The 13128-nt window shown below is 71.9% G+C and carries 14 protein-coding genes; 8 read left to right on the forward strand and 6 right to left on the reverse strand.

Going from position 1 to position 13128, the window contains the following annotated elements; all coding sequences use genetic code 11:
- Window positions 1–90: 90 nt before the first annotated feature.
- Complete coding sequence (locus tag QSK32_RS28550; RefSeq protein WP_285473666.1) at window positions 91–981, forward strand: AraC family transcriptional regulator; 891 nt, start codon at window positions 91–93, stop codon at window positions 979–981.
- Window positions 982–1124: 143 nt separating this feature from the next.
- On the opposite strand, the gene QSK32_RS28555 is transcribed toward QSK32_RS28550, so the two are convergent.
- Window positions 1125–2108, reverse strand: coding sequence for a GlxA family transcriptional regulator (locus tag QSK32_RS28555; protein WP_045744411.1), 984 nt, complete (start codon window positions 2106–2108; stop codon window positions 1125–1127).
- Window positions 2109–2179: 71 nt separating this feature from the next.
- Here QSK32_RS28555 and QSK32_RS28560 point away from each other — a divergent pair, with 71 nt between their 5' ends.
- A complete protein-coding gene (locus QSK32_RS28560; RefSeq protein WP_285473667.1) occupies window positions 2180–3157 on the forward strand; it encodes an NADP-dependent oxidoreductase in 978 nt (325 codons plus the stop codon).
- The gene (locus tag QSK32_RS28565) at window positions 3154–3966 is read left to right on the forward strand and encodes a Rossmann-fold NAD(P)-binding domain-containing protein (RefSeq protein WP_285473668.1); all 813 of its coding nucleotides are present in this window, start codon (window positions 3154–3156) and stop codon (window positions 3964–3966) included. The genes QSK32_RS28560 and QSK32_RS28565 overlap by 4 nt, the downstream gene beginning before the upstream one ends.
- A gap of 155 nt (window positions 3967–4121) precedes the next feature.
- On the opposite strand, the gene QSK32_RS28570 is transcribed toward QSK32_RS28565, so the two are convergent.
- The 3 genes from QSK32_RS28570 to QSK32_RS28580 all read right to left on the reverse strand — a co-directional run bounded on the left by QSK32_RS28570 (window position 4122) and on the right by QSK32_RS28580 (window position 7120).
- Window positions 4122–5333, reverse strand: coding sequence for a mannosyltransferase family protein (locus QSK32_RS28570; RefSeq protein WP_285473669.1), 1212 nt, complete (start codon window positions 5331–5333; stop codon window positions 4122–4124).
- A gap of 77 nt (window positions 5334–5410) precedes the next feature.
- Complete coding sequence (locus QSK32_RS28575) at window positions 5411–6457, reverse strand: sensor histidine kinase (RefSeq protein WP_285473670.1); 1047 nt, start codon at window positions 6455–6457, stop codon at window positions 5411–5413.
- A 3-nt stretch (window positions 6458–6460) separates the two neighbouring features.
- The gene (locus QSK32_RS28580; RefSeq protein WP_285473671.1) at window positions 6461–7120 is read right to left on the reverse strand and encodes a response regulator transcription factor; all 660 of its coding nucleotides are present in this window, start codon (window positions 7118–7120) and stop codon (window positions 6461–6463) included.
- 179 nt (window positions 7121–7299) lie between these two features.
- On the opposite strand from QSK32_RS28580, the gene QSK32_RS28585 reads away from it, so the two are divergent.
- Together QSK32_RS28585 and QSK32_RS28590 are read left to right on the forward strand one after the other, a co-directional pair.
- The gene (locus QSK32_RS28585) at window positions 7300–7473 is read left to right on the forward strand and encodes a hypothetical protein (RefSeq protein WP_285473672.1); all 174 of its coding nucleotides are present in this window, start codon (window positions 7300–7302) and stop codon (window positions 7471–7473) included.
- Window positions 7474–7648: 175 nt separating this feature from the next.
- Window positions 7649–7897, forward strand: coding sequence for a hypothetical protein (locus QSK32_RS28590; protein WP_083449241.1), 249 nt, complete (start codon window positions 7649–7651; stop codon window positions 7895–7897).
- Here the strand turns inward: QSK32_RS28590 and QSK32_RS28595 are convergent.
- Window positions 7833–8411: a DUF4232 domain-containing protein gene (locus QSK32_RS28595; RefSeq protein ID WP_045744417.1), complete on the reverse strand. Its 579-nt coding sequence runs from the start codon at window positions 8409–8411 to the stop codon at window positions 7833–7835. The genes QSK32_RS28590 and QSK32_RS28595 overlap by 65 nt on opposite strands.
- A 215-nt stretch (window positions 8412–8626) precedes the next feature.
- On the opposite strand from QSK32_RS28595, the gene QSK32_RS28600 reads away from it, so the two are divergent.
- A complete protein-coding gene (locus QSK32_RS28600; protein ID WP_245674078.1) occupies window positions 8627–9583 on the forward strand; it encodes a serine hydrolase in 957 nt (318 codons plus the stop codon).
- A 3-nt stretch (window positions 9584–9586) separates the two neighbouring features.
- On the opposite strand, the gene QSK32_RS28605 is transcribed toward QSK32_RS28600, so the two are convergent.
- On the reverse strand, window positions 9587–11842 hold the full coding sequence (locus tag QSK32_RS28605; protein ID WP_285473673.1) for a putative bifunctional diguanylate cyclase/phosphodiesterase: 2256 nt from the start codon (window positions 11840–11842) through the stop codon (window positions 9587–9589).
- A 196-nt stretch (window positions 11843–12038) separates the two neighbouring features.
- Between QSK32_RS28605 and QSK32_RS28610 the strand changes: the two genes are divergently transcribed.
- Window positions 12039–12365 carry a hypothetical protein gene (locus tag QSK32_RS28610; protein WP_157411203.1) on the forward strand — a complete coding sequence of 109 codons (327 nt, stop codon included), beginning with the start codon at window positions 12039–12041 and terminating at the stop codon, window positions 12363–12365.
- An 18-nt stretch (window positions 12366–12383) separates the two neighbouring features.
- A complete protein-coding gene (locus QSK32_RS28615; protein ID WP_045744420.1) occupies window positions 12384–13073 on the forward strand; it encodes a GntR family transcriptional regulator in 690 nt (229 codons plus the stop codon).
- Window positions 13074–13128 lie beyond the last annotated feature (55 nt).

Below are 13128 nucleotides of genomic sequence, written 5' to 3' on the forward strand. Positions count from 1 at the left end.
GTAACTTGGTTCCTCTATGGAATCAGCATTGACAGCGAAAACGTTAGAATGAAGCTCCTCCATGCTTGCCTGATCCTGCCATGAGGTGCCATGAGTCTCGACGAGCTGCGCTCGCTCATCACCCGTCACGCCCGCGACGACCAGTCCACTGACATCGATGACGTGCTGCTCTCCCGGATCGCCGACCAGGAGCCGGAGACACCCTCGATGACCGGCACGGTGCTGGCGGTGGTCGCGCAGGGGACGAAGCGTCTGGCTTTGGGAGATCGTCTTTACGAGTACGGGGCGCAGCAGTATCTCGTGGCCTCCGTCGACCTGCCGGTGACCGGCGAATTCCTCGGCATCTCCCCGGAACGGCCGGCCCTCGGGGTCGGCCTGATCCTGCGTCCGGCCGAGGTCGCGGCGCTGCTACTCGCGGCCGCCCCGGGAGACCTGCCACCGGCTCCGGCCGGCCCGCCGTCGGCGCTCGCGGTGAGCGACGCCCCGCCCGAACTGCTGGACGCGGTGCTGCGCCTGGTTCGCCTGCTCGACAGCCCGCGGGACGCGGCGGTACTCGCGCCGCTGATCAAACGGGAGATCCTCTGGCGGGTGATCACCGGAGACCAGGGCGCGGTGGTCCGGCAGTTCGGTCTGGCGGACAGCGGCCTGACCCAGATGGCACGGGCGGTGCGGTGGATCCGCGAGCACTATGCGGCGGCGTTCCGGGTGGCTGATCTGGCCCAGCTTTCCGGGATGAGCGTGTCCGCATTCCATCGCCACTTCCAGGCGGTGACCGCGATGAGCCCGATCCAGTTCCAGAAGCAGATCCGGTTGCAGCAGGCCCGCCTGATGCTGGCCGCGACACCGGCCGACGTGGCCGGCGTGAGCCGCCGCGTCGGCTACGAGAGCCCGTCCCAGTTCAGCCGCGAGTATCGCCGCCAGTTCGGCGTCGCCCCCAGCCAGGACACCAGGGCCGGCCGACTCATCGACGCTGTGCGGTAAGACGCCACGGCCGTTGAGTTTCCGCGAACTCCTCCGGAGTGGTCGACGATCTTCGGGTCTCCTGCGGAACCTGGCGGAGGCGTCAGCCGATCGGCGTGCGAGCCGCCGGGCCGGTGGGACGATGGCGTCCAGGTCGTCGGCGTCTACGTGGTGACCAGGGAGGCGGGGGTGCCGCGGAACGTGCGGCGGTAGCTCTGCGGGGTCACGCCCAGCGTGGCGTGCAGGTGCTGCCGCAGCAGGGTGGCGCTGCCGAAACCCGCCTCGGTGGCGATCCGTTCGACCGGCATGTCGCTCGTCTCCAGCAGGGTGCGGGCGCGGTCGATGCGCTGCGCGATCAGCCACTGGACCGGTGTCACACCGGTCTCCGCCACGAAGTGCCGGCTGAACGTGCGCTTGCTCATCGTCGCGTGCCGGGCCAGGTCGGCGATGGTCAGTGGCCGGTCTAGGTGGCGGGACGCCCATTCGCGGGTCGGGCCGGTGCCGGCCGCCGTCACCGGTGGGGTCGGGCGCTGGATGAACTGGGCCTGCCCACCGTCGCGCCAGGGGGCGGCCACGCAGCGCCGGGCCGCGTCGTTGGCGACCCGGGCGCCGTGGTCGAGCCGGACCACGTGCAGGAACAGGTCGATGCCGGCGGCCGCGCCGGCCGAGGTCAGCACCCGTCCGGCGTCCACGAACAGCACGTCGGGCCGGACCTCCACCTGCGGGAACAGCCGGGCGAGGTCATCGGCGAGCGCCCAGTGGGTGGTCGCCGCCAGGCCGTCGAGCAGGCCGGCCGCGGCGAGCAGGAACGCCGACGTGCAGGTGCTGATCACCCGGGTGTCCGGCCGGATCAGGGACAGTGCCGTCATCGTGGCCGGGTCGGCGGTGCCCGAGGCGAGCAGCGGCGCCGTCGGTTCCTGGGTGGCGACCACGACGGTGTCCGCCGTGGCCAGCGCGGTCTCGTCGTGGTCGACGTCGATGCGGAACCCGGCGTTCGTCGGGACGGGTGTGCCGCCGAGCGAGCAGGTGGTCACCTCGTAGAGGCGCCGGCCGTCGGCGTCCAGGGCCTCGTTGAGGACGCGGGCGGGGATGCCCAGATCGAACGGCATGACATCGGGCAGGGCGAGGACGACGACACGATGAACCATGGCACGAATCTTACGTTGATTGCCCTTCGTGCCACTGTCCGCCGGTCGGCCGAGGAAGAAAACTACTGATCATGACGAACGAGGGAACGAACGAGAACACGATGACCGCAGTCCGGCAGCACTCCTTCGGTGGCCCGGAGGTGCTCACCCTGGAGACTGTCGAGCGCCCGTCGCCGCTGCCGACCGAGGTGCTGGTCCGGGTGCACGCCGCCGGCGTCAACCCGGTGGACTGGAAGACCCGCGAGGGCATGGGCATGGCCGGGGTGCTGGGCGAGCCGCCGTTCATCCTCGGCTGGGACGTGGCCGGTGTGGTCGAGGCGGTCGGCTACGGCGTGACCACGCTCGCCCCCGGCGACCGGGTCTACGGCATGCCGTGGTTCCCACGGGCGGCCGGCGCCTACGCCGAATACGTGACCGCCCCCGCCCGCCACTTCACCCCGATGCCCCGATCGACGGACTTCGTGCAGGCTGCGGCCGTACCCCTGGCGGCCCTGACCGCGTGGCAGGTGCTGGTGGACACCGTGCGGATCGAGCCCGCGCAGCGTGTCCTGATCACCGCCGCGGCGGGTGGGGTGGGGCATTTCGCGGTGCAGTTCGCCAAGCACCTGGGCGCGCATGTGATCGCCGCGGCCGGTCCGCGCAACCAGGAGTGGGTGGCCGGCCTCGGCGCCGACGAGGTGCTCGACTACACCACCAAGCCGCTCGACGAGCAGGTCGGCGACGTCGACGTGGTGATCGACCTGGTCGGCGGCGACCTTCCGGCGGTCAGGACCCTGCGCCGCGGTGGGTTGCTCGTCTCGGTCCCCAGCGCGGCGTCGCGGGAGGCCGCTGACGCGGCAGAGGCTCTGGGGGTACGCGTGAAGCTCTTCCTCGTCGAACCGGACAGCACCGCCCTGGCCACCATCGCCGGCCTGATCGACGACGGCACGGTCAAGGTCGAGGTGGCGCGGGTGTTCCCGCTGGCGCAGGTCGCCGACGCGCACGTCGCGATGGCGTCCGGCCGGACCCGCGGGAAGATCGTCCTGTCGGTCGGCGGCGACGAGGCGTGAGGACCCTGGTCGTCGGCGCGGCCGGCAAGACCGGCAGCCGGGTCGCCGGACGGCTGCGGGAGCAGGGCCGTGAGGTCGTCGCCGCCTCCCGGAGCCTGACCGGTTTCGACTGGTACGAACCGGACACCCACGATGATGCCCTGTCCGGGGTGGACAGCGCCTATCTGGTGGCGCCGGTCGGCGACCCGGACCCGGTCGGGGTGATGGGGCCGTTCCTGGAGCGGGCGGCCCGCCAGGGAGTGCGCCGGATCGTCCTGCTCAGTGTCGCCCCGGCGGAATCCGGCGGCCCCGGTCTCGGCCGGGTGCACGCCCTGGTGCCGACGTTGTTCGCGGAGTGGGCGGTGCTGCGCCCGACCTGGTTCATGCAGAACCTCGTCGGTGCGCACCCGCACGCCCGCAGCATCGCCGACCGGGGTGAGCTGATCACCGCGACCGGCGACGCGCGGGTGGCCCTGATCGACGTGGACGACATCGCCGACGTGGCGGTCCGGGCGCTGACCGGTCCGCCGCCGAACACCGACTGGCTGCTCACCGGTCCGGAGGCGGTCAGCTACACGGACGTCGCCGCGGTGATCAGCGAGGTCACCGGCGTGCCGCTGCGGCACCGCGCGGTCGAGCCGGAGGAGTTGCGGGCCTACCTGGAGACGTTCCTGCCGGCGGCCGCGGCGGCCCGGATGGCCGGGCTCGACCGGATCATCGCGTCCGGCAGCCAGAAGCGGGTGACCGGTGTGGTCGAGGAGGTCACCGGGCGGCCGGCGCGGACGCTGTGGGACTGGGCCGTGCGTCACCGTTCCCAGCTCCCGGCCTGATCGGCACGGTCTCGCCGGTCTCGGCGTCTTCGCCCTCGCCGCGCTGCTGCGGCTCGGGCGGACGCTGGTCGCCCCGAGCCCGTCCCGCTGGGTGAGCAGCCGCGGCACCGACGCCCGGCACAACGGGACCGGCACACCGTGACGGCCGGGCCCGGTCAGGCGACCATGAAGGCGCCGACCATGTACGTGGCCAGGAAGACCGCCTGCAGGGCCATCCCGATCACCAGGATCGTCCGGTCGGCGGTCCGCCCCGCGCCGATCCGGGCCAGCACCAGGAAGACCGCGGCGGCCTCCAGGGTGAAGCGGGACGCCGACATCATCGCCCGGCCGCCGACCTCGGTGGTGGTCAGCACGGCGAAGGCGAGGGCGGCGTGCACCACCAGATAGACCTGGTCCCGGCGGAAGCGGTACGGGCCGGCGAGGCAGAGGACCAGCAGTCCGATCGCGACCAGCACGGTGCCCGCGTCCAGCAGGGCGGCGATCGTCACCGGGTCGAGCAGGCGGTGCCCGCCGGTCTGCTGGAAGGCGGTCAGCAGTGCCCCGCCCGGGACGGTGTACTCCCGGCCCCACTGGTCCTGGGCGACGCTGAACGCGAGCGGATCGCCGAGCTCCACCAGGCAGTAGACGCTGTAACTGAGCAGGCCGACCGGGACCAGGGCCAGGGCGGCCACGTCCGGGCGGATCCGGCGTGGGCGCCAGCCGATCTGCCGGAGATACTCGATCGCCAGCGGCACCACGAGCAGCAGACCGAACAGCCGGGCGCCCGACGACAGGCCGCCCAGGGCGCCGGCCAGCCACCAGTGGCCGCGGCGGGCGGCGTACAGCGCACTCAGGCTGAGCAGGATGAAGAGCGACTCGTTGTAGCCGATGAAGAGGAAGAACCCGGTCGGGAACGCGGCCAGGTACCAGATGGTCCGCTGGGCGACCCGGGGACCGAACTCGTGGTCGGCCAGCCGGTGCAGCACCGCGAGCGTGCCGAACGCCGCCGCGTTGGCGATCACCAGTGCGCTGATCAGGGCGCCGCCGGGCAGTAGCGGGTCGAACAGCCGGATCAGCAGGGGGTAGAGCGGATAGAACGCCGGATAACCCGGTCCCAGGTGATAGCCGCTCTCGGCGATCTGCACGTAGTGCCCGGCGTCCCACCGGTTCCAGCCGAGCAGGATGCTCGTCAGGCCGGGGATCTCGTCGCCGCCGCGGGGCAGCCAGGCCAGGGCGCTCACCGCGAGCCGGGCGACGGTGGTTGCCGACCACACCGCCAGGGCGGCCAGCAGCGCGGCCCGCCACGGCCGGTGCAGCGTGACGGTGCTGCCTCGCTGGGCCGGGACGACGATCGGGGTGGTGGTGGGTGGAGCCGACATGAGGGTCATCGGGGGCTTTCCTTACGGATCAGGGCGCGCGGCATCGACCGCCGGGCCGGGGGCCTCGCGGGACGGGACGAGCGGGATCAGCGGGGTGGGAGCGTGACGGTCATCCGCAGACCACCGTCCGGGTTCGGTACGGCGTCGATGGTGCCGTCGTGCGAGCGGACGACGGCCCGCACGATCGCCAGGCCGAGTCCGCTGCCGCCGGTGTGGTCGATGCGGTCGCCGTGCAGGCGGGTGAACGGTTCGAAGAGCCGGGCGACCTCGGCGGCCGGGACGACCGGTCCGGTGTTGGTCACGGTGAGCGTGCCCGTCGCCTCGACGGTGACGTGGACGGTGCCGCCGGGCCGGTTGTACTTGACGGCGTTGTGGACCAGGTTGCCGACCAGGCGTTCCAGCAGCACCCGGTCACCGTCGACCGTGCTGGGCCGTACCTCGCTGGTGAGGGTGACATCCCCGGTGCGGTGTGCCTCGACCACGTCCGCGGCGATCGCGTCGAGACGCTGCGGGGTGTGCGCGACGACGCCCTGCTCGGCCTGGCTCAGGGTGAGCAGGCCCTCGATGATGCGTTCGCTGCGCTCGTTGGCCTGCAGGAGCTGGCCGGTGACCAGGGCGGACTGCTCGGCGGTGAGCGGTTCGGCCATGCCGACCTCGATGATCATGCGTTGCAGTGCGAGTGGGGTCCGCAGTTCGTGGGAGGCGTTGGCGGCGAAGCTGCGCTGCCCCTCGTAGCCCGCGGCGAGCCGGGTGAGCATGGCGTTGATCGCGGTGGTGAGTGCCGCCACCTCCCGGTCCCGGCGTCGGCCGGCCGGAATGCGCAGACCCAGGTTCTGCGGGCCGGCCTGGTCGACCAGCGGGATCAGGTCGTGCACCGGGGCCAGCACCCACCGGCTCACCGGCCGGTACAGCAGCAGGATGACCGCGACGACCAGCAGGTACAGGGTGATCGACGTGACCGGGCTGTTGCGCTGCACGGTGCCGCAGAACCCGTAGACGACGTCGCCGCAGATCTCGACGTCCCCCCAGGAGAACCAGGAGAGAGTGAACCAGAACCGGTGCACGACCATCACTGCGCTGGTCGCGACCAGCAGAACCAGCAGGAGCCGCGCGCGTACGGTGCGAAGGTGCATCGGTCAGGCCCCGAACCGGTAGCCGGCGCGGGGCACGGTGTGGATCACGGCCGGGTCGCCGAGCTTACGGCGCAGTTTGCCGACCGTCACCGGCACGACGTTGGTGAACGGGTCGATGTTCTCGTCCCACACCTGTTCCAGCAGGTCCTCCACGCTGACCGCCTGCCCCTGGGCCCGCATCAGCGCGCGGAGCAGGCTGAACTCCTTGACGGTCAGGTCGAGGTCCCGGCCGTCGCGGGTCGCGGTCCGGGCCCCGACGTCGAGCACCACGCCGTCGCGTTCCAGCACCGGCGGCAGGGCCGGTGCGGTCCGCCGGGCCAGCGCCTCCAGCCGGGCGACCAACTCGGCGAACGCGAACGGCTTGGTGAGGTAGTCGTCGGCGCCCAGGCGCAGGCCCTCCACCCGGTCGTACACGCTGCCGGCCGCGGTCAGCAGCAGCACCCGGGCCGCGCTGTCGTGCGCACGCATCCACCGGCAGACGTCGTCGCCGGTGCTGCCGGGCATGTCCCGGTCCAGCACCGCCACGTCGTAGAAGTTGACGCCCAGGCGCTCGATGGCGGCGTCGCCGTCGTAGCAGACGTCCACCGCCATCGCCTGTCGCCGCAGACCGGCGGCGAGGAGGTCGGCGAACAGTCGTTCGTCGTCGGCGACAAGAACACGCATGAACAATCCCTGTGATCGCGATCGGACCGGACGGACACCGGAAGGATCGAGGTCGACGACCGCGCAGATCCCACCATACCCGGCGGTACCGGCCGATCCTTCATGATCGACAACAGTAGGGGGCGGGCGATAACCCCCGGATAAATCCTGCGGAGCCCGCCAGAACGGCCCGATGGATCGTGTCGGCAGGTGGTGGGGTCCGTCTGATCGACGCGGCCGAGCCGGTCCGGGTCCTCACCGGGACCGGACTGTGCCGTCCCGCCCGGCTGTTCCGCCCGGCCGTCCCGGCTGCTGCTCGCGAGCCGGCGGCACGGTCGCGGCCCGGCCACCGCGCCGGCGCCGGCCGGCGGTGAGATCCAGGTCCGCGGCCGGCACCGGAAGGCCGCTGGATGGGCACCGGCGATCGGGGGAGTCTCGACACGGCCGGACGGCTGTTCGTCGACGGCCGCCTCGACGACATGATCGTCTCGGGCGGGGAGAACGTCCACGCCGGACCGGTGGCCGCCGTGAACGCCCGGGCATCCGGACGTGACCGACGTGCTGGTGGAACCGGTGCCGGACGACGCGTTCGGCCACCGGCTGCGTACCGTCGTGGCGGCGGGCCAGGGCAGCGTACTGACCCCGGCCGGCCTGGAGGAGTGGCTGACCACCCGGTTGTCCCGGGCGGAGCAGCCCCGCGAGATCGTGATCGTCGCGGAGCCGCCGCGGACCGCTACCGGGAGGCCGGTGCGGGACGGGTCTGCGTCAGCGCACCGACCCGCAGCGCCGTCATCGTGATGCCGGCCGCGTCGGCCTCGGGCACCGCGATCGTCTCGGCGACCTCACCGGCCGACGCCTCGTCGGCGACGTACTGCAGGGCCACGCCGACGCTGCAGCCCTTCGCGTCCGCGTCGCAGCGGTCCCACTGGAGACGGGACCAGGCGCTGTCCTCCGGCGCGAGGGTGATCAGCGCGCCGTCGTCCTGACCGAGCCGGCTGGTGGGCACATCGACGACCTCGCCGGGCGGGGTGAGCAGCGAGATCGCCACGCTGCCCTGGACGGTGCAGGCGCGGCCGGAGGTGTTGGTGAGACGCAGCAGGGCCTCGCGGACGCCGGACTCCGCGGAGCGCTGACCGGTCACCGTGCCGCCCAGGTCCTCGGTGAGGCAGGCCGGGACGGTGGTGTCCTCGGGGGTGCTCTCCTCGGCCGACGCCGAGGTGGCGCGGGCGCCGCCGACGAATCCGAGGGCGACGGCCGCGACGAGCAGAACCGGGACGGTGATCATCGAGGCGCGCGGCCGCTTGCGTGTCATGGGGAAGATCCTGCCGTGTCGGCGCAACCGGCGGTCGAGCGGGATGATGGGGTGGCACGAAGCCGGTATCCCCGGATCCGGCGGGTGTTTGGCGGCGGTGGTGTACGGTCCCGCGTGGTCCACCGTCCGTCCATATAGGGAGAACGATGTCCACCAGTATGTCCCGACGTTCGGCACTCGGTCTCGGCGCTGCGGCGGCGGCCGCGGGAGTGGGTATGAGCAGCAGCCCGGCACAGGCAGCGACCAGTGGCACGGCCCGGATCACCGAGGTCTACCAGGCGGAGAAGGCGAAGGCCGGTGGTCTCTGGCGGACCCACATGGCGGCCGTGGACTCCACCGGGACGATCACCCCGTTCCTGGAGGACGACGCCGACCACGTCACGTACGGGTACAGCGTGCAGAAGCTGGCCGTCGCCACCGCGGTGATGGACAAGATCGACCGGGGTCTGCTGACCCTGGGGACCAAGCTCGACCTGCCGGCCGACATCATCCTCGGCGGTTCCGGGATCTACCACCTGCACCGGGTGTGGGGCGACCAGATCACGGTGGCGAACTTCCTGACCGCGATGCTGCTGGTCTCGGACAACACCGCGGTCCGGATGTGCGGCCGGGTCGTGCCGGCCGTCGAGCTCAACGAGATCCTGGCGGCCAAGGGTTTCGTGCACACCCGGGTCGAGCCGGTGGCCAACCCGAACCGGTTCTACCTGGGCACCACCACCCCGCGCGAGATGCACGACCTGCTGTGGCGGCTGGCCACCAAGACGCTGCTGAAGCCGGAGTCGTGCGAGTTCCTGCTGAGCATCACCCGCTGGATCAACGGGTACCACGACGGGGTGCGCCGGGTGATGTCGTCGCGGGAGCGTGAGCGGGTCGCCACCAAGTACGGCGCCGACTTCAACACCCTCGGCGAGTCCCGGCACGAGGTCGGCATCATGTTCAGCACCACCGGGGTGCCGCTGCTGACGTACGCGATGTTCGCCGAGGGCCTGGGTGACGGCGAGAACTACGGCGCCACCCACCCGGCGGTGCAGGCGCACTCGGTGATCGGCCGGACGATGATCGACAACCTGCCGCCGGTCCCCGGATCGTCGGCGGCGGCCACCGCGCGGACCGCGGAGACGACGCTGCCCCGCACTCTGCCCAAGCCGTTCCACCCGAACCACGGCGGCTGATCGCTAGAGCACCGTCTCCGACGCGCGCAGGGGTTTGCCGAACAGCCACCCCTGCGCCAGGTCGCAGCCCTGCTCGCAGAGCCAGTCGCGCTGGAGTTCGGTCTCCACGCCCTCGGCGACCACGCGCAGGTTGAGGGCCGCGGCCATGGCCAGGACGGCGCGGACGATCGACTCGTTCGCGCCGTGCCGGCCGACGTCGTTGATGAACGAGCGGTCGAGTTTGACGATGCCGACCGGGAGCCGGTTCAGATAGCTGAGCGACGAATAGCCGGTGCCGAAGTCGTCGATGGCCATCGTGACGCCGAGGTCTCGCAGCTCGTCGAGGGTGGCCAGGGCGGTGTCGATGTCCTCCATCACCCCGGACTCGGTGATCTCCAGCCACAGCGCTCCCGGTGGCAGGCCGGTCTCGGTGAGGATGTCCTGGACCACCGCGACCAGGTCCCGGTTCGTCAGCTGGCGGACCGAGACGTTGACCGAGATGTGCAGCGGGCGGTCGCCGGGTCGCCGGCCGGCCCGCCAGACCGCGAGCTGGGCGGCGGACTCGCGCAGCAGCCAGGTGCCCGCCTCGACGATCAGGCCGGTCTCCTCGGCGACCGGGATGAACCGCAGCGGCGACACCAGGCCGAGCTGCGGATGCTCCCAGCGCATCAGCGTCTCGAAGCCGTCCAGCTCGCCGGTGGCCACGTCGACGATCGGCTGGTACGCGGCGTACAGCTCGCCCCGGGCGAGCGCACCGCGCAACTGCTGCTCCAGGGTGATCCGGTCACGGAGTTCGTCGCGCAGCGAGGTGTCGAACAACGCGTACGCGTTGCGCCCGGAATCCTTCGCCTTGTACATCGCGGTGTCCGCGTCCCGGATCAGCTCGACGGCCTCGGCGCCGCCGCCCGCCTTGGCCACCCCGATCGACGCGGAGACGACCACGTCGCCGACCGACAGCGTGAACGGCTCGGTGAACAGGCCGAGCGCCCGGGTGGCGACCGACTCGGCGAGGATGCTGTGCGAGGGGCTGGCCAGGGCGATGACGAACTCGTCGCCGCCGATCCGGCACACCAGGTCGCTGCCGCGTACGTTGGCGCTGAGCCGGGCGGCGACCGCGCAGAGCAGTTCGTCGCCGACCTGGTGCCCCCAGTGGTCGTTGATCATCTTGAACCGGTCGAGGTCCAGGAAGAGCAGGCTGATCTCCTGCTGGTCGGCGGTGGCCCGCTCGCCCCACGCGGTGATCGTGTCGCTGAGCAGCTCCCGGTTGGGCAGGTCGGTCAGCGCGTCGTGGGTGGCCCGGCGGCGCACGGTGTTCTCGGCGCGGGCCCGGGAGTCGTTGGACCGGACCACTCGCAGCAGTACCGTCCCGACGAGCAGGGCGACGAGCACGCCCCGGACGTTCTGGTCCAGCGGTCCGCCGGCCGGCTCGACGGTCGCGACGATCACCGGTACCAGCAGCACGAAGCCGAGCCCCACCATGCGTTTGCGCGACAGCCGGCGGACCAGGGCCTGCGACGGCCGGGTGAGCTGGCGCATCGACGGGTGCAGGGTGGCGGCGCCGGTCATCAGGCAGGTGGAGGCGTACAGGGTGGCGGCCGGACCGGGGTGGGTGGCGGCGATCAGGTCCGCGGTGAGCAGGCCGGCGATGCCCGGCACCAGCAGCCACAGTGCGGGACTGCGCAGACCGCCGGAGAGGAACTGCTGACCGATCAGGAGCAGCAGCACCACGTCGATGGCCGGCAGGAACGCGGTGACGACGGTGAGCAGTGGCGGATCGCCGTCGCCGAACGACGGGGCTATCTGATAGGTCCACTCCAGGCAGGCGAAGGTCACCCCGACCAGCACGGCGTCGATCCAGGCCGGGTCGTCGCGGTCGGCCCGGCGGCGCACCAGCATCCCGGCGAAGGCGTACGCGGCCGCGAGATAGCCGGGGATCACCAGCATGTCGGGCAGGCGGCCCGCGCCGGAGACCGTGACACGCAGGCTGGCACCGGCCAGGAACAGCAGACTGGCGATCCACAGCCACCGCCATGGCGTACGGTCGGCGCGGTCGGCGACCCGGAAGGTGCCGTACCCGATGGCGATGACCGCGGCGACGTTCGCGCCGATGCCCAACGGCACCCGGGCCACCACCGGGCCGAAGGTGATCGCCACCACGACCAGCACGGACCCGGTGAGGAACCGCCACGCCAGGGCGGCGTCACGCCGGGGCGGGGAGGCCTGACTCGGCGGCGCGTGGCGCTCGGGGGAGGCGCGTCCGGTCGCGAGCAGGGGTGTCACGTTCTTCCATCGGCACGCCGGCGGCTGTTCTGAGCAGCCGAGGTCGCAGGCCCGCACCCCTAACGGCACGGCCCCGAGCCGCCGATACATGCTCTGCCCGGCGGCATCATTGGCAGCCGCACGAGAGGAGTTTCATGCCCGCCCTGAACGTGATCCGCTCATCGCGGGAGTGCTCGGTCCGGACGGCGGTGCCGTCGTGCCGGTGATCTGGAATCCGCCGCCGTCGCCCGACGGTCGCAACCCCTGGCAGGAGTGGATGGACGCGCTGCCGTCGGTGGCCGCCGAGGACGTGGTCGGGCACAGCATCCTGCTGGATTCGGTGTCGAAGGTGCACGTCGGCGACGAGCTGGTGGTCGGCTCCCGCCTGCAGAAGGTGCTGTACGTGCACCGCAACTACCGGGAGCGCCTGGTCGACGTGACGATCGAGGACGACGGCCGGAAGACGACGACGCTGGTGTTCTGGGCCGGGGCGAAGGCGCGGGTGGTGCGCCCGCGGACCGGCCGTCCCGACCTCAACGCCTGATTGTTCTACGATTCAACGGTGATCGAGGAGTGGGGTGCCCGGCTGGCCGGCGATCGAGCGCTGCTCGACCGGGGGAGCACCGCTGAACGGGTGGCGGACATCCTCCGGCAGCGGATCACCGAGGGGGTGTTCCTTCCCGGCACCCGGCTGAGCGAGGAGAACCTGCGGGAGGCGCTGGGCATCTCCCGCAACACGCTGCGCGAGGCGTTCCGGCTGCTGTCCCACGAGGGGCTGCTGGAGCACCAGCTCAACCGCGGGGTGTTCGTGCGGCTGCTGAGCGAGGACGACATCCGTGACCTCTACGCGATCCGCCGGATCCTGGAGTGCGGCGCGCTGCGCAACCTGCCGTCCGCGTCGCCCGCGGACCGGGCCCGGGTCGGTGCGGCGATCGACGCGGCCGACGAGGCGGCGGCGCGTGGCGACTGGCCCGCGGTCGGCACCGCCAACATGCGGTTCCACCAGGCGATCGCCGACCTGGCCGGCAGCCGCCGGGTGGCCGAGGCGGTCCGTGCCCTGCTGGCCGAGTTGCGCCTGGTGTTCCTGGTGGTGGCCGACCCTCGTCAGCTGCACGAGCCGTACGTGGCGGCCAACCGCGCCCTGGCCGACCTGCTGGCCGCGGGGGACGCCCGGGCCGCCGAGGAGGCGTTGCAGCGGTACTTCGACGACGCCGAGGCCCAGTTGCTCGCCGCCTACGCCGCCGCCGGCTGAGTCATCGCCACACCGGCACCCGCGTTCAGCGCCAGGATGGTCGCACCGGCACTCA

The sequence above is a fragment of the Actinoplanes sp. NBRC 101535 genome, from assembly GCF_030269225.1.
Lineage (GTDB): Bacteria > Actinomycetota > Actinomycetes > Mycobacteriales > Micromonosporaceae > Actinoplanes > Actinoplanes rectilineatus.